We start from the raw sequence: 16,443 nt of genomic DNA, 5'->3' as shown, positions 1-16,443 counted from the left end.
TGTGCAAGACGCCTACGGTCTCGTCCTGTCCGGATGCCACCCCCGCCCGCGCACCGTTGGAGTACCCATGGCCACCACAGACGTCCATCCCGTCGACGAGATACCGCCGGTACGGCAGTTGGCGGCCTTCGGGCTGCAGCATGTGCTCGCGATGTACGCGGGCGCCGTCGCCGTGCCGCTGATCGTGGGCGCCGCGATGAAACTCTCGCCGGCCGACCTGGCATATCTGATCACCGCCGATCTGCTGGTGTGCGGAATCGCCACCCTGATCCAGTGCGTCGGCTTCTGGCGGTTCGGTGTCCGGCTGCCGATCATGCAGGGCTGTACGTTCGCGGCCGTGTCGCCGATGGTGCTCATCGGGACGACGGGCGGCGGGCTGCCCGCGATCTACGGCTCGGTGATCGTCGCGGGTCTGGCGATCATGCTGCTCGCGCCGGTCTTCGGCAGGCTGCTGCGGTTCTTCCCCCCGCTGGTGACCGGCACGGTGATCCTGATCATCGGGGTCTCGCTGCTGCCGGTCGCGGGCAACTGGGCGGCGGGCGGCGCCGGTTCGAAGGACTTCGGGGAGCCGAGGAACCTGGCGCTGGCGGCGTTCGTGCTGGCGGTGGTGCTGGCCGTGCAGCGGTTCGCGCCGCCCGCCCTGGGCCGGATCGCCGTGCTGATCGGGATCGCGGTGGGCCTGGCGGTGGCGGTGCCGTTCGGGTTCACCGACTTCGGCGGGGTCTTTGACGCCGACTGGCTGGGCGTCAGCACGCCGTTCCACTTCGGGGCGCCGGCGTTCAAGGCCTCCGCGATCGTGTCCATGCTGGTGGTGGCTCTGGTGACCATGACCGAGACGACCGGTGACCTCATCGCGGTGGGCGAGCTGACCGGGCGGCGGGCCGAGCCGCGCTCGCTCGCCGACGGGCTGCGCGCGGACGGTCTTTCGACGGTGCTGGGCGGGGTGTTCAACACCTTCCCGTACACGGCGTACGCGCAGAACGTGGGCCTGGTCGGGCTGACCCGGGTGCGCAGCCGCTGGGTGGTCGCGGCGGCGGGCGGGATCCTGGTGCTGCTCGGTCTGCTGCCCAAGCTGGGCGCGGTGGTCGCGGCGATCCCGGCGCCGGTGCTGGGCGGGGCGGGGCTGGTGATGTTCGGCACGGTCGCGGCGAGCGGGCTGCGGACGCTGGCCCGGGTCGACTTCGCGGGCACCCAGAATCTGACGGTGGTGGCCGTGTCGGTGGCCATCGGCATGCTGCCGGTGGGGGTGCCGACGGTCTACGAGAAGTTCCCGGACTGGTTCCAGACGGTGATGAACAGCGGGATCAGCGCGGGCTGCCTGTCCGCGATCGTCCTGAACCTGCTCTTCAACCACCTTCCCCGGAGGGCGGGTTCAGCCGTCGTCGCCGAGGCGGACGGACTGCCGGTCCGCGGCGGCGAGGAGGCTGGCGAGCAGTCCCGGGAAGAGACCGTCTAGGTCGTCCCTCCGCAGCGCGTTCATCTTGGCCGTGCCCCGGTAGACCTGCCGGATGACCCCGTTCTCGCGCAGCACCCGGAAGTGGTGCGTGGAGGTGGACTTGGTCACCGGCAGGTCGAACTGCGAGCAGGTCAACTCGGCCTCTTTTGTGGCGAGTTCGCGCACGATCCGCAGCCGCATCGGGTCGGAGACCGCGTGCAGCACGCCTTCCAGGCGGATGTCCTCGCGCTCCGGGTGCGGCAGCGCGCGGCCGGCGGCGGTCTCGGTCACGGCGGCTGCCCTTCGTTGCGGAACTCCTCGGTCACCACGATTGTACGAGAGTCATCGTAGTTTGACATCTATCGTAGTACGAGGTTTATCGTACGAGGCGACCACGGTCCCGTGACGAACGGAGTCTGACGTGAGCGCCCTCTTCGAGAGCATCACCCTGCGCGAAGTGACCATCCCGAACCGGGTGTGGATGCCCCCGATGTGCCAGTACTCGGCCGCACCGGAGGGCCCGCTCACGGGCGCGCCCGGCGACTGGCACTTCGCGCACTACGGGGCGCGCGCCACGGGCGGCACCGGCCTGATCGTCATGGAGGCCACCGCGGTCGCGCCGGAGGGCCGGATCTCCCCGTACGACCTCGGCCTGTGGAACGACACACAGGTGGAGGCGTTCCGCCGGATCACCGGCTTCCTCAGCGCCCAGGGCACGGTGCCGGGCGTCCAGCTCGCCCACGCCGGCCGCAAGGCGTCCACCGACCGGACCTGGAAGGGCGGTGCGCCGCTCGGCCCCGAGGCGGGCGGCTGGCAGCCGGTCGCACCGAGCGCGGTGCCCTTCGACGAGCGCCACCCCGTGCCCGCCGAGCTGACGGTGGAGCAGATACGGGAGGTCGTCGGCCGGTTCGCCGCCGCGGCCCGCCGGGCGCTCGCCGCCGGCTTCGAGGTCGTCGAGATCCACGGCGCCCACGGCTATCTGATCAACGAGTTCCTCTCCCCGCACTCCAACCACCGCACCGACGCCTACGGCGGCTCGTACGAGAACCGCTCCCGGTTCGCCCTGGAGGTCGTGGACGCCGTACGGGAGGTGTGGCCCGAGGACAAGCCGGTGTTCTTCCGCATCTCGGCCACCGACTGGCTCGAGGACGGCGGCTGGACCACCGAGGACACGGTCCGCTTCGCCCACGACCTGCACGCGCACGGCGTCGACCTGCTCGACGTGTCCACCGGCGGAAACGCCTCCGGCGTGACCATACCGACCGGGCCCGGCTACCAGGTGCCGTTCGCCGCCCGGGTGAAGGCCGAGAGCCCGCTGCGCGTCGCCGCCGTGGGTCTGATCACCGAGGCCGGGCAGGCGGAGAAGATCGTGACGAACGGCGAGGCCGACGCCGTCCTGCTGGGCCGCGAGCTGCTGCGCAACCCGTCCTGGGCCCGGCACGCCGCCCGCGAGCTGGGCGGCGAGATCCGGGTGCCGGACCCGTACCACCGCTCGGTCTGAACCCGGCCGGACGGGACGGGCGCCCCGCCGGCCGGCTCAGCTCGGCAGCAGCCTGGTGACGGTCTCCTCCAGGCGGGGCAGCACCCGCTGTCCCGCCAGCGCCAGGGCGATCGCCGCGACCACCCCGGCCCAGGCGACCGGGCCGAGCGGGGTGCAGCCGACGGCCTGGCTGACGACCGGGGTCTGCACGGCCGCGACCAGGGCCGCCGCGGAACCCAGGCAGGTGATCTGCACCAGGTGGCTGTCGCGCCGGTCCAGCCAGGTCTGCACGAGTTGCGTGCCGACCACCCCGCACAGCGCCATCGTGCTGGAGCGGCGCGCGGTACCGGGGGTGAAGCGGCCGAACAGCCAGGCCGTCACCGCGCCCAGGCAGGTGGTGAGCGCCCGGTGCCGGATCTGCCGCAGCAGGGGCGCGCCGAGCACGGCGGAGGCGTCCTCCGGGGATCCGCCGTGGGCGCCCGCCGTGCGGGACTCCTCGCCCGGGGCAGGGCCGCCGCGGGCCCGCAGGGTGCCGGGCTCCTCCGCCCGCTCGGTGACCGCGACCGCCATCGACGGGAACAGGTCGGTGAAGAGGTTCACCATGAGCATCTGCCGGGTGGACAGCGGCGCCCGGCCGGACAGCAGGGTGCCGAGCATGCCGAACCCGACCTCGCCCGCGTTGCCGCCGATCAGGATGGCGATGGCGTCGGCCACGCTGTGCCACAGCGCGCGGCCCTCGCCGACCGCGTCGATCAGGACGGTCAGGTCGTCGTCGGTGAGGACGATGTCGGCGGCGTTGCGGGCGGCGGCCGAACCGCGCGCGCTGATCCCGACGCCGATGTCGGCGGCGCGGATCGCCGCGGCGTCGTTGGCGCCGTCGCCGACCATGCCGACGACCCGGCCCGCGTCCCGCAGCGCCTCCACGACCTGCAGTTTCTGCTCCGGCGCCACCCGCGCCACCACGCCCGCGTCCCGCAGCATCCGGGCCCTGGCCGCCCGGTCCGCCGCGGCCAGCTCGTCCCCGGTGACCACCACGGTGTCCTCGGGCCAGCCCAGCTCGGCGGCGATGGCCCGCGCGGTCTGCGGATGGTCGCCGGTGAGCATGACCGGCCGTACCCCTTCCTCCAACAGGCCCTCCACCAGCGCCGTGGAGGTCTCGCGCGGTACGTCGGACAGGGCGAGCAGTCCGGTGAACTCCAGCTCCTGCAGCGGCTGTTCGAGGACATCGGCCGGCTCCTCGGCTGCGTCGAGCCGCCGTTCGGCCACCGCGAGCACCCTCAGGCCCTCGCCCGCCAGCGCCCTGGCCGCCTCGGAGGCGTGCCCGGGCAGGGCGGAGCAGGCGGGCAGCACGGTCTCCGGGGCGCCCTTGACCACCAGCACGAGCGAGCCGTCCCCGCTGCGGCCCACGGCGGCGGCGTATCCGCGGGCCGCCTCGAACGGCAGGCCCGCGAGCTGGGTCCAGTCCGGGTCGGGGCGGGCCGCGTCCAGCACGGCCTCGTCGGTGGCGTGCACGGGCTGCTCGGTGCCGCCGTTGATGCGCGGGCAGGCGCGGGCGGCGGCCCGGACGGTGCCCGCGGACCCGGGGTCGTCCACCGCGTGGACCGTGCCGTCGGCGGCGGAGGTGCGCACCAGGCGCAGCCGGTTCTCGGTGAGCGTGCCGGTCTTGTCGAAGCAGAACGTGTCCATGCGGCCGAGCGCCTCCAGGGTGCGCGGGGTGCGCACGAGGACGCCGTCGCGGCTCAGCCGGCGGGCGGCCGCCAGCTGCGCGACCGTGGCCACCAGCGGCAGGCCCTCCGGTACGGCGGCCACGGCCACCGCCACGCCGCCGCTGACCGCCTCCCGGATGGGGGTGCCGCGCAGCAGCGCCAGACCGGTCACCGCGGCGCCGCCCGCCAGGGTCAACGGCATGGCCTTGCGGGTGAGTTCCTGCAGGCGGGCCTGGACGCCGCCGGCCGGGGGTGTCCGGGCGGCGAGGTGGACGGCGCGGGCGGCCTCCGTGTGCTCGCCGGTCTCGACGACCACGGCGCGGGCCTGGCCCGCCACGACGGTCGTGCCCTCGAAGACCATGCAGCGCCGGTCGGCGACCTGGGCGTGCGGGGTCGGGTCGGTCTGCTTCTCCACCGGCAGCGACTCGCCGGTCAGGGCCGACTCGTCGACCTCCAGACCCTCCTGCCACAGCAGCCGGGCGTCGGCGGGCACCACGTCGTCCGCCTTCAGCTGGATCACATCGCCCGGATGCAGCGTGCCCGCCTCCACGGTGCGGGTGCCGCCGGCCGGCGCCTCGCCCTGCGGCGGGACCAGCCGCGCCTTCTGCTGCTGCTCCGCGAGCAGTCCGGACAGCGCCCGCTCGGCGCGCAGCCGCTGGATGCCGCCGACCAGGGCGTTCAGGTCCAGGGCGCCGACGACGAGCAGGGCGTCCACGACCGAGCCGAGGATCGCCGACGCCGCCGAGCCGACCGCGAGGACGGGGGTGAGCGGGTCGTGGAGTTCGCCGCGCACGGCCCGGCCCAGCCGGTAGGTCCAGCGCAGCGGCGCGGCGGCCGGGTGCCGGACGGCACCGGCGGCGGCCTTGCGCGCGCGGGCGGTCAGTTCCTCGAACGCGCCGTGCTCCTCGGCCGGTTCGTGCTCCAGCCGCTCCCGCGCCTGCTCGGGCGCCAGCTCGTGCCAGTGCACGCGCGGCCGCGGATGCGGGGGCCGGGCCGCCGCCACGCCGAACGCGGCGCGCGCCCCGGACAGCAGGGCCGACACGGCGGCGACGTCGACCGGGGCGTGCCGCAGTCCCGGCAGCGCGGCGAACCGTCCCCGGCCGCCGCCGGACTCGCCGACCGCCACCAGCAGCCCGGACAGCGCGGCGCCGGAACGGGCCAGGATCTGGGCGTGTCCGCTGACCGTCCGGGCGGCCGGGATCGCGATCAGCACCCGCCATACGTCGGGCAGTCCGTGCAGGGCGAGGAGATCCGCGCCCCACACCACGGCGCCCTCCTGGTCGGTGAGGGCGACGGCGATGTCGGCCGCCCGCAGCCCGGCCAGGACCTCGTGGTCGTCCGCCGAGCACACCCGGGCGACCGTGAGCACCCCGCCTCCGTCGCCGCGCGCCTGGTACACCACGTCGTCCAGCGGCCGGCGCGCGTCCACGACCTGGTCGGCGAGGCCGACGAAGTCCTCCAGGGCGGGGTCTTCCACGAGCACCACCCGCAGGCCGGCCCGGCGTGCCGCGTCCAGCACCGGTTCCGCCCACGGGTCCGGCTCCCCTTCGTCGGTGCGCAGCACGTCGGCGTCCAGGACGATGGTGCCGACCATCTCCAGCCGGCGCAGCCGGTCCGGGTCGCGGACCAGGACGCCGGTGCGGGCGAGGGCGGTGCTCAGCAGCGCGTGGAAGGCGGCGGGGCCGTAGCGGGCGGCCTTCGGCGAGCCGGCGAGGACCGCTTCCGCCGCCTCGGCGCCGTTGTGCTTGACCAGCAGGGTGGCCGCCGCGCCCAGCACACTGCCCGCGGAGGCGTGCTCGGCGTACTCCTGGGCCGGCGACTCCCGCAACGGCGGCCGGGGGGTGCCGTCCGCCGGGAGGCTGACGCGGCCGGGCGCGCACAGCTGGTCGTGCACCGAGTCGAAGGCGGCCGCGCGGGCCACCGTCTCGGCCACCTGGCAGGTCCGCAGGGCGCCGTCGAGCAGCAGCGAGGTCGGGGTCTGCCCGGCGCCGTGGACGGCGGCGTTCGCGCAGGCCAGGACGAGATCCATGCCGGTGTCCCCCAGCAGGCCGCGCAGCCAGGTGCGAAAGCGCGGGTTCTCCCGGAGCAGCGTCACCGCCGCGGTCGCGACGCGGGGCGTGGGCGGCAGCCGCAGCGCGTACGCGGTGGCCGCGACGCCGATGCCCGCCGCGTCGGCGGCGAGTGCGGCTGCGGCCGCGCGCACCCCGGCCGGGTCGGCGGGATGCGTGGTCTCCTCCACGTCGCCGCCGGACAGCACGAGCCCGTGCCGCTCGGCCAGCTCGGCGGCGTGGCTCACGACCCGGTCGGCGGCCTCCTCGCCGGTCGCGGTCACCACCAGGCGCGCGAGCCCCTGGTCCCAGTAGGCGACCAGCACGTCGGGCCGCTCCGCGAGCGTCTCGGCCACCCGGCGCGCGAGGTGCGCCGTGCCGCCCGCGCGACGCACCTGCTCCCGCTCCACCGGCCGCAGCGCCAGATGGGCGCGGGCGCCGGCCCGCCAGTGGCCACCGGCGCCGGGCAGCGCGTTGCGCGCGACCCGTGCCACCCGTACGGCGGTGTCCGCGCCGCGCACACCGGCACGCGCCGTGCCCGCGGCGGCACCGGCGGCCATCCCCACCGCCGGCGCCAGCAGCCGCGGTGCGGCGGGCAGCAGCCGTGCGGCCGCGGAGGGCACCGTCAGCAGTCCGAACCCCATGGCCCTCCTCAGAGCGTGGTGCGGTCGGGCCGGGCCGTGGGACCGAGCGGCCCGCTGGACGGCTTGCCCGCCGAGCCCTCGGCCCGGCGCGCGCCCGGTGCGGAACCGGCGGCGGTCGCGCCTCCGGACCCGCCGGCGGTACCGGCCGTGGACGACGCGGCCGTACCCGCGGTTCTGCTACTCGCGGCCGTATGGCCGGCTCCGTGAGCCCTCGCGCCGGCGCCGGGTCCGGAGGTGCGGCTTCCTTCGGCGGTGCCGGCCCCGCTGCTCTCGGCCGTATGGCCGGCTCCGTGAGTCCTCGCGCCGCTGCCGGGTCCGGACGTACGGCTTCCTCCGGTGGTGCCGGCCGTGCCGCTGGCAGACGTATGACCACCTCCGGTTGTCCTCTCGCCGGTGCCCGGCACGCGGCTTTCTCCGGTGGTGCCGGCAGCTGCCTCAGTCCCGGCGCCGCCCGTGGCCGCGCCGCCGTGGCCCGACCTCAGGGCCGCGGTGCCGAGGTCATGGGCGGGCTCCGGCTGCTGTCCGGCCTCGCTCTCGCCGGTCGGCGGATGGGCGGGCCGGGGCTGGGTGAGCCAGGCCACGGCCGCGCCGGTCAAGGCCACGGGCCACTCCACCACGCCCGCAGCTCCGAGCACTCCGGCCCCCGCGTACACCGCCAAGCGCCGGCCGCGCGGCGAGACCGCGCCGATCTTGTCCAGGGTTTCCTCCGCCGCCCTGCCCACCGTTCCGGCGCCGGGCACCCTGCGCAGGGCCGAGGCCGCGCCGCGCAGGGGCGCCGTGAGGGCTGACGACGACTTCTGCTCAGCCATGACTCTCCTCGGGTGAGATCTCCTCGCGTGCCCCACCGAGTGCCCGCCATCGCGCTGGTCATCCCCGGTTTCGGCCCCCGGACCCGCACTCCCAGGGAACCCCTCACACCGCGTCCGCGCCACCGCACCGCACAGGCACCCCGGCCGGGCGCCCCGGCGGCGGCCCGAGCCGATGCGCCGAGTCCGACGCTCCGGACTTCTCAGCGGCCCGCGCGAGCCCCGGGCCCCCAACCCGGACTCCTCAGCTGCGCCCGCGAACTCCGCGCCCCGGACTCTCCAACGACCGCCCTGGCCCGGACTCTCCAGCGACCGTGCGGCTGCGCGCCCCGCACCGGACTCTCCAGCAACCGCGCGGCTCCCCGGATCCCTCAGCGACCGCCCCGGAACAGAGCCTCGGGCACGGCCGAGGCGAGGACCCGGTACCCCTCAGGGTTGAGGTGCAGCCAGTCGCCGACCTGGAGGGCAGGTCGTCGGTGACCGCGTGCTGGGCCTCGGGCGTGGCGTCGGCGGTGCCGATGTCGTTGACGCCCTCGAACAGGATCAGCCAGGCGACCCCGCTGCGGCAGAGGACGTCGCGGTCGAGGCGGGCCAGGACGTTGGGGCCGAGTCCGTCGTTGAGGACGCGGTTGCGCCGGCGGCCTGGTTGAGTACGGCGATGTCCGATGTGTCCGCACGGCTGCGCAGGCGGTCGAAGAACTGGTCGGGCCGGCGGTCGTTGCCGTCGGTCGTGAAGCCGCGCCCGTCGGTGAGCGAGTCGCCGACGACGGCCACCGCGCGGGTCTGGGAGGGCGCCGGCACCTCGACGTCGCTGAGCAGGTACCAGTGGTCGACGGCGGTCGCGCCCCCGAGGTCGGCGTCGCCGTGCAGAAGGTACGACGTGGTGCGCGAGCCGGGGCAGGAGGTGAGCGCGAGCGACGCCTGGCCGCGCGCGGTGTACGCCGTCACCGTCAGCTCGGCGCCTGGGCGCAGGTCGGAAGCAGGCCCCGCACGCCCGGGGTCACCGCCGGCGGCCCCTGTCTCCGCGCTGCCGTCGCACTCCCGCCCGCGACCGCACCGCCCGCGCGCCCTCTCGCCGCACCGGGCTCCGGTCCGGGTCCGGCCGGGCGATGGAAGGATGGTGCGTCAGGGAGGGCGGATGGGGCGCAGGGAGCGGGAGACGGTCGCGCGGGCGGTCCGGCTGCACGATGCGGCACGGTCACTGACCGACGACCACGGCAGGGCCGTAGAGGCGGTGCGGGCGGCGCTGCGGCCGATCCAGGACGCGGCGGTCGAACAGGGGCTGGACGCCCTGCCGGTGGCACGGCTGCAGGACGCCACCGAGGGACGGCTGCGGCTCGCCGGCGTCGAGAAGAGCGGCCTGCGCACGGTCCGGCAGGTGCTCGAAGCCGGTCCCTACCGGTTGCGGCAGATCCCCGGCGTCGGTCAGCGCACCGCGGACCAGATGGTTGCGGCGGCACGGCAGTTGTCCGACGCAGTGCGCGAGACCGTCGCCGTCCGCATCGACGTCGACCGGCCGGAGCCGCGGACCACCGCGCTCGTCACGGCCCTGCACGTCCTGGTGGAGGCGGGGCCGGACGCGCGGCACGCGGTCGGCGCCGCGGCGGAGCTGGTGGAGCGGCTCGATCCCCTGATGGCCGACGCCCGGCCCGCCGCCCGGCGTCTGGGCATGCTGGTCGCCGGCCGGGCCAGGAAGGCCCGCGCGCTGCAGGCAGTGGAGGAACTCCGCGCGCTCGTGGCGGAGGCCGCCGAGGCCGGGACGCCGGAGGCACTCGCGCAGGCCTCGGTGGACCTGCTGCGGGGGACGTCGGACGACGTCACGGCGTGGGTGGACTTCGAGCTGCGCTCCGCCGAGTACTACGGCCTGCTCGCCGAGATCTCCGGGCGCGCTCCCGACACGGCGGCCGCCGAGGGATTCCTGCCCGACGGCATCGCCGAGCGGGTGCGCGGCCAGCAGCTGGACGACTCCCGGCTGCGGGTGTCGCTGCGCGGTTACCAGGCGTTCGGCGCCCGGTTCGCGCTGGCGCAGCGCCGGGTGATCCTCGGCGACGAGATGGGGCTCGGCAAGACGGTCCAGGCCATGGCCGCTCTGACGCATCTGGCGGCCGAGGGACAGAGCCACTTCATGGTCGTCTGCCCGGCGAGCGTGATGGTGAACTGGACCCGGGAACTGGAGTCGCGCACCTCGCTCCATGTCACGCCCCTGCACGGACCGGACCGGCACGAGGCCTTCGCCTACTGGAAGGGCCGCGGCGGCGCCGCCGTGACGACCTTCGACGCCCTGCGCGGGTTCCCGGCCCCCGGCGGCGGAGAGATCGGGATGCTGGTGGTCGACGAGGCGCACGCGGTGAAGAACCCCAAGGCCCTGCGCTCCCAGGCCGTGGCCCAGTGGGCCGGGCCCTGCGAACGCGTCCTGTTCATGACGGGCACTCCGATGGAGAACCGGGTGGCCGAGTTCCGCAATCTGGTCCGGATGCTCGACGAGGGCGTGGCCGACCGCGTCGACGACCGCGCCGGGCTCACCGGCTCGGTCGCCTTCCGGAAAGCGGTCGCCCCCGTCTATCTGCGCCGCAACCAGGTGGACGTCCTCGCCGAACTGCCCGCCCTCCAGCACACGGACGAGTGGGAGGAACCGAGCGCCTCGGACGAGGAGGCGTACCGCGAGGCGGTGCGCTCCGGGAACTTCATGGCGATGCGCAGGGCCGCGTACGCCCGCCCGGAGAAGTCCGCCAAGCTCGTCCGGCTCCGCGAGATCGTGCAGGAGGCCGCCGAGAACGGGCTGAAGGTGGTGGTGTTCTCCCATTTCCGGGACGTGCTGGGCGCGGTGAGGGACGCGCTGGACACCGGGCGGCGGACCCACGGCCCCGTGGTCGGCCCGCTCACCGGGAGCGTGCCGCCCGAGCGGCGTCAGCTGCTCGTCGACGAGTTCGCGGCCGTGCCGGGTCCGGCGGTGCTGCTGGCGCAGATCCAGGCGGGCGGCGTCGGGCTGAACATCCAGGCCGCCTCCGTCGTCGTCATCTGCGAGCCCCAGGTCAAGCCGACGATCGAGCAGCAGGCCGTGGCGCGGGCCCACCGCATGGGGCAGGTACGGCCGGTCCGGGTGCACCGCCTGCTGGCGCCGGGCGGCGTGGACGAACGCATGGTGGAGATGCTCCGGCGCAAGGCCCGCCTGTTCGACACCTACGCCCGCCGCAGCGCGGTCGCGGAGGCGACTCCGGATGCCGTCGACGTGTCGGACACGGAACTGGCGCGCCGGATCGTCGCGGAGGAGCAGGAACGGCTGGGCTTCGCCACCGGCTCGGCCGCCTCCGAGTCACTGCTCGACGCCGGCACCGGTCTGGTGGCCGACGAGCGTTCGTCGTCGGCGTGATCCGCTTTCACCTCATGTGACGCGTGCGGCTGCGGCGGCTCGCGGACGAAACCGGCCCGGTCCGACGGCGGCGGTTACGGCCCCGTCTCACCCGGCTCCGCGAGCACACGGCGGGCCGCAGCGTGCCGGACCACTTGGGCGAGCGGCTTCACCAGGCCTAGGGCTCCGCTCGCATGGCCGAGGCGGTCATGCGGCGCCCTCCCCGCGCCCCACGGACGCGGCCAGCTCCCGCTGATAGCCGGTGTAGGCGGTGCGCAGGGCCTCTCCGGGCCAGTCGGCGGGCAGGAGTCCGGGCGGCAGGACGGGGTCGGTGAGCAGGTGGCGTACGGCGGCGGCGTACGCGGTGAGGCGGTCCGCGGGGGTGCGTGCGGCCTCGGTGCGGTCGAGGAGGGTCCGTGCGGTGGCCGCCCAGGCGTCCAGCGGCCAGAGCCGGGCGGCCAGGTCGTGCGGGGGCTCGTCGGGGCGCGCGATGTACGTGCGGGCGACCCGGGTCAGCGCGTCCGGCAGGGCGCGGTCGAGGTTGGCCGGGCGCAGCCAGACGCCCTCGCGGAGTTCGGCCAGCCGGAGGGCGGTCAACCGGGCGCGCAGCTCGGCGCGTTCGGCGGGGCCGCGCCCGGTCGCCGTGATCACGACCATCTCCCAGTCGCCGTGCCACGCGCGCGTGGCGGGGCGCAGCGCCTCGTCCTGGCGCCGCTGGCGGGCGAGCAGCCGGTCGCTGAGCCGGTAGCCGGCGTCGGTGCGGCGCAGGTCGCCGGCGGTCACCATCCGGCTCAGCGCGGCCCGCAGCGTGGAGCCGCCGACGCCGAAGGGCTCCACCAGCCGGACCAGGTCCTTCACCGGCATCTCGGCCGGGTGCGCGCCGAGCAGCAGGCTCAGTACGACCGACCGCGCCGACAGCGGCCGCAGGCCCGCGTGCTCCACTGCCTGCTGCGATGCCTGCGCCGGCTCGGGAGAGACGTTCATGCGCATGGGCACGTACTGTACGTGCACCTCATTGTTGCAGTATTGCTACGACCGCAGCAAGAGTGCAACATGCTTCTATGGTCTCGATTTCCGCGCAGTCGCAGTCGCAGTCGCAGTCGCCGTCGATGTCGCAGGCGCAGCCTCAGCAGCCGTACGCCACGCATGACGTCACCAACCAGGCCCCTCCCCTGGCGCCGTACGACGCCTCCGACGACCCGGCCCTGCTGGAGGGGCTGCGCCGGGAGGGCGCCGGATGGGCGGAGGAGGACATCCGGCGGCTGGGGGCGCGCGCCGGCAGCGTCGAGGCGCAGGAGTGGGGTGAGCTGGCGAACCGGCACGAGCCTGTCCTGCGCACCCACGACCGTTACGGCCACCGCGTGGACGAGGTGGAGTTCCATCCCAGCTGGCACCACCTGATGCGCACGGCGGTCGCCGAGGGCCTGGCCGGCGCGCCCTGGGCGGACCAGCGGCCCGGCGCGCATGTGGTGCGCACGGCGGGCGGACTGGTGTGGGGGCACACGGAGGCCGGTCACGGCTGCCCGACGTCGATGACGTACGCCGCCGTACCCGCACTGCGCGCCCAGCCGGACCTGGCCAAGGTCTACGAACCGCTGCTGACCAGCCGGGAGTACGACCCCGAGCTGCGGGTGCCGGCCGAGAAGCCGGGGCTGCTGGCGGGGATGGGCATGACCGAGAAGCAGGGTGGGTCGGACGTCCGGACGAACGCGACGGTCGCCACGCCCACCGGGGAACCCGGCGTGTACACGCTGCGCGGCCACAAGTGGTTCACATCGGCGCCGATGTGCGACGTCTTCCTGGTGCTCGCGCAGGCCCCGGGCGGGCTGTCCTGCTTCCTGGTGCCGCGCGTGCTGCCCGACGGCAGCCGCAACACCTTCCGCATCCAGCGGCTTAAGGACAAGCTCGGCAACCGCTCCAACGCCTCCTCGGAGCCGGAGTTCGACCACACCGTGGCCTGGCTGGTGGGACCGGAGGGGCGGGGCGTGAAGACCATCATCGAGATGGTCAACTGCACCCGGCTGGACTGTGTGATGGCCTCCGCGACCCTGATGCGCAAGACGCTGGTCGAGGCCGGGCACCACGCCCGGTACCGCAGCGCGTTCGGCGCCCGGCTGATCGAGCAGCCGCTGATGCGCAACGTCCTGGCCGACCTTGCGCTGGAGTCGGAGGCGGCGACGACGCTCACGCTGCGGCTGGCCGGCGCGGCCGACCGCGCGGTGCGCGGGGACGCCGGGGAGCGGGCCTTCCGGCGGATCGCCACCGCCGTCGGCAAGTACTGGGTCACCAAGCGGGGCCCGGCGTTCACCGCGGAGGCGCTGGAGTGCCTGGGCGGCAACGGCTATGTCGAGGACTCCGGTATGCCGCGGCACTACCGGGAGGCTCCGCTGCTGTCGATCTGGGAGGGCTCGGGCAACGTCAACGCGCTCGACGTGCTGCGCGCCCTCGGGCGCGAACCGGACACCGCCGAGGCCCTGTTCGCCGAACTCGCCCTCGCGCGCGGGGCGGACGCCCGCCTGGACGCGGCGGTGGCCGCGCTCAAGGACCAGTTGGCCGAAACGGGCCAGGTGGGCGCCCGGCGGCTGGTGGAGCGGATGGCGCTCGCCCTCCAGGGCTCCCTGCTGGTCCGGCACGCCCCGCACCCGGTGGCGGACGCCTTCTGCGCGAGCCGGCTGGGCGGCGACTGGGGGCACGCGTTCGGCACGCTGCCCGCCGGCACGGACCTCGGCCCGATCCTGGAGCGCGCCCTGCCCGGCCTGAACTGACCCCCCTCCCCGGGCGGCCATGCTCCTGCCGGTGGACGCGGGCGGGCCGCTGCCGGCCTGGCCGGTGACAGCCGACGGATCGCACACAGTCAGTGTGCGGCTCCGGACCGTTGTCAGTGCCGTGGTGCACACTCGCGATCAGGTGGCACTCGTCTGGGGAGGACAACGTGTTCACGGGGATCGACGAGGTGGACTGGGCCTCGCTGCGGCACCGGTACGGCAGCGCGGAGGACGTGCCCGGATGGTTGCGGGCACTGGCCTCCGCGGACACCGTCGAGCGGGCGACCGCGCTCGACGGGATGCACGGCGCGCTGCACCACCAGGGACGTGTGTACGACTCGACGCTCGCCTGCGTCCCGTTCCTGCTCTCGCTCGTGGCCCGCGAGGAGGTTCCGGACCGGGGCGGCATCGTGGAACTGCTGGTGGGCATAGGCGCGCACAGCGCGGACGGGGACCCGCGGGCGCGTGAGGCGGTGTGCGCGGGCGGCGAGGTGTTCGTCCGGCTCGCCGGGGACCCGGACCCGGCGGTGCGCCGGGCGGCCGCCGGGGCCCTCGTGCACTTCGTGACCGGCCCCGCGCCGGTCCTGGATCTGTTGCGGCAGCGGCTGCGGGCCGAGCGGGACGACCGGGTCCTGCTCGCCCTGACCGAGGCGCTCGCCCTGTTCGCCCGCCGGTACCCCGCGCACGCCGACGCCGCGGTGGACCTGCTGGCCGAGCACAGCGCGCCGCCGTACGCGCCGGGGCTGCGGCTCGCGGCGCTCGGCCAGCTCGCCCTCGTCGGGCCCGCCCGGCTGCCCGCCGATCTGGTGCCGACGGCCGTCCGGCTGCTGCGGGCGCGCTGCGCGCAGCGCGCCCGCACCTGCGAGCCGGCCACCGACTCCCTGGTCGGGCGGATACGGCGGCTGCGCCCGTCCGACGAGGAGGGCTCCCGGCTGCTGCGCACCCTGCACACCGCGCTGGGCGACCGCGTGGCCGACCGCGGCGCGCTCCTCGGCGGCCAGTTGACCAGTCCGGATCCGATGGACCGGTGCCATGGCGTGTGGCTGGCGGCGGCGCTGCTGCGCGGCTGGCGCGGCGACCACAGCGGCACGGTCCGGCTGCTCGGCGCCCAACTGGGCGCCGAGGAGGACTGGTTGCGGGACGCGGCGGTCACCGTTCTGTCGGGGCTGTTCGCCCTGGCCGCACCCGCCGCCGACGACCTGCACGCACTGGTGCGGGCCCGGCCCGACCTGTGGACACACCGTGTCGAGCGCGGCTCCCCCACCCTGGGCGGTCCGCTCAAGGCACTGGTCAGAAGCGGCGATCCCCGCGCGGTCCCGGCCCTGGCCCACCTCCTGGCCGGCCCGGCCGCACCGGTGGACCTGGGGGCCGAACTGACCCACCTGGGCGCCGCCGCGGCCCCGCTCGCCCCCATGCTGCGACAGCGGCTCGCCCGGATCCCGCCGGCCTCCACGACCGCCGCCCGGCTCGCCGGACCCCTGCTCACCGCGCTCGCCGCCGTCGGGGACCGGGACGCCGTTCCGGAGGTGCTGCGGCTGCTGTCGGACGCGCCCGGCGGACCGGGGCCACAGGACGCCGTCGCGGGCCAGGCCATCGCGGCGCTGGAGGCGCTGGGCGCCACCGCACAGGCGATACCGGTCCTGCGCACCCTCCTGCACACCCGGCACGCCGCCGCGGCGGCCGGCGCCCTGTGGTCGGCGCAGCGGGATCCCACGGCCGTACTCCCCGTGCTGCTGCGGGAGTTGACCCAGGGTGCTCCGGACAGTCGGCCGCCGGCCGCCTCGCGGCTCGCCCGCCTGGGTCCGGCCGCGCGCCCCGCCCTGCCCGCGCTGCGCCGCGCGGCGGCCCGGTCGCGGCCCGCGCCGGAGCGGGTGGCGGCCGCGTGCGCGCTCTGGCGCATCGACGCCGATCCGGAGCCGGTGCTGCCCGTCTTCCGGGACGCCTGGCAGCAGGACCCGCGCACCCGCCGCCGCATCGCCCGCTGTCTCACCGAGATGGGCCCGGCCGCCAGGCCGTTACGGCCCCTGGCGGAGGCCGAACTGGCCGCCCCACGCCGCCATTCGGCCCAGCCGGGCGCAGGGGGCGGCCAGGGCATACCGGAGGACGAGGACCTGCTGAGCGCGTGCCGGGAGGTGCTGGCGGCGGTGTAGGGGGTGTCACGGGCGGTCACTCGCCGAGAAGTCGGCCCTCCTTCGAACCGCCGGTTGCAG

The 16,443-nt window shown here is 75.6% G+C and carries 8 protein-coding genes and 2 pseudogenes; 5 read left to right on the top strand and 5 right to left on the bottom strand.

The genetic code is table 11. From position 1 onward, the window contains the following. The first annotated feature begins 67 nt into the window (after window positions 1-67). Entirely contained in the window at window positions 68-1,456 is a 1,389-nt protein-coding gene (locus AB0950_RS10315) for a nucleobase:cation symporter-2 family protein (RefSeq protein ID WP_360146443.1), read from the top strand. Here AB0950_RS10315 and AB0950_RS10310 read toward each other — a convergent pair. Further along, on the bottom strand, window positions 1,373-1,726 hold the full coding sequence (locus tag AB0950_RS10310) for a helix-turn-helix domain-containing protein (RefSeq protein WP_366778286.1): 354 nt from the start codon (window positions 1,724-1,726) through the stop codon (window positions 1,373-1,375). The genes AB0950_RS10315 and AB0950_RS10310 overlap by 84 nt on opposite strands. A gap of 130 nt (window positions 1,727-1,856) precedes the next feature. On the opposite strand from AB0950_RS10310, the gene AB0950_RS10305 reads away from it, so the two are divergent. Then, window positions 1,857-2,936, top strand: a complete 1,080-nt coding sequence (locus AB0950_RS10305; protein WP_360146449.1) for an NADH:flavin oxidoreductase/NADH oxidase — start codon at window positions 1,857-1,859, stop codon at window positions 2,934-2,936. A 36-nt stretch (window positions 2,937-2,972) separates the two neighbouring features. Here the strand turns inward: AB0950_RS10305 and AB0950_RS10300 are convergent, their stop codons facing one another. The 3 genes and pseudogenes from AB0950_RS10300 to AB0950_RS10290 form a co-directional block, all read right to left on the bottom strand. Beyond that, the gene (locus tag AB0950_RS10300) at window positions 2,973-7,313 is read right to left on the bottom strand and encodes a cation-translocating P-type ATPase (protein ID WP_366778285.1); all 4,341 of its coding nucleotides are present in this window, start codon (window positions 7,311-7,313) and stop codon (window positions 2,973-2,975) included. A 557-nt stretch (window positions 7,314-7,870) separates the two neighbouring features. Beyond that, a pseudogene (locus AB0950_RS10295) lies at window positions 7,871-8,122 on the bottom strand (hypothetical protein); the annotation flags it as partial. Window positions 8,123-8,490: 368 nt separating this feature from the next. Continuing rightward, window positions 8,491-9,091 (bottom strand): annotated as a pseudogene (locus AB0950_RS10290) (SGNH/GDSL hydrolase family protein); the annotation flags it as partial. A gap of 166 nt (window positions 9,092-9,257) precedes the next feature. Here AB0950_RS10290 and AB0950_RS10285 point away from each other — a divergent pair. After that, the gene (locus tag AB0950_RS10285) at window positions 9,258-11,489 is read left to right on the top strand and encodes an SNF2-related protein (protein ID WP_366778284.1); all 2,232 of its coding nucleotides are present in this window, start codon (window positions 9,258-9,260) and stop codon (window positions 11,487-11,489) included. Window positions 11,490-11,675: 186 nt separating this feature from the next. On the opposite strand, the gene AB0950_RS10280 is transcribed toward AB0950_RS10285, so the two are convergent. Beyond that, complete coding sequence (locus AB0950_RS10280; protein WP_360575032.1) at window positions 11,676-12,452, bottom strand: PaaX family transcriptional regulator C-terminal domain-containing protein; 777 nt, start codon at window positions 12,450-12,452, stop codon at window positions 11,676-11,678. A 125-nt stretch (window positions 12,453-12,577) separates the two neighbouring features. On the opposite strand from AB0950_RS10280, the gene AB0950_RS10275 reads away from it, so the two are divergent. Then, the gene (locus tag AB0950_RS10275; protein WP_366778431.1) at window positions 12,578-14,233 is read left to right on the top strand and encodes a DNA alkylation response protein; all 1,656 of its coding nucleotides are present in this window, start codon (window positions 12,578-12,580) and stop codon (window positions 14,231-14,233) included. Between the two features lie 167 nt (window positions 14,234-14,400). After that, window positions 14,401-16,383 carry a HEAT repeat domain-containing protein gene (locus tag AB0950_RS10270; protein ID WP_366778283.1) on the top strand — a complete coding sequence of 661 codons (1,983 nt, stop codon included), beginning with the start codon at window positions 14,401-14,403 and terminating at the stop codon, window positions 16,381-16,383. Window positions 16,384-16,443: the final 60 nt, after the last annotated feature.

Origin of the sequence: Streptomyces sp. NPDC007189, assembly GCF_040703635.1 — a bacterium.
GTDB lineage: Bacteria > Actinomycetota > Actinomycetes > Streptomycetales > Streptomycetaceae > Streptomyces.
The sequence above is the reverse complement of the archived record's forward strand: the minus strand, read 5'-3'. Positions and strand labels throughout refer to the sequence as shown.

Coding starts and splice junctions, on each gene's coding strand:
- AB0950_RS10275 (WP_366778431.1), top strand. CDS start 12,578: ATGTCGCAGGCGCAGCCTCAGCAGCCGTACGCCACGCATGACGTCACC.
- AB0950_RS10285 (WP_366778284.1), top strand. CDS start 9,258: ATGGGGCGCAGGGAGCGGGAGACGGTCGCGCGGGCGGTCCGGCTGCAC.
- AB0950_RS10315 (WP_360146443.1), top strand. CDS start 68: ATGGCCACCACAGACGTCCATCCCGTCGACGAGATACCGCCGGTACGG.
- AB0950_RS10300 (WP_366778285.1), bottom strand. CDS start 7,313: ATGGGGTTCGGACTGCTGACGGTGCCCTCCGCGGCCGCACGGCTGCTG.
- AB0950_RS10280 (WP_360575032.1), bottom strand. CDS start 12,452: ATGAACGTCTCTCCCGAGCCGGCGCAGGCATCGCAGCAGGCAGTGGAG.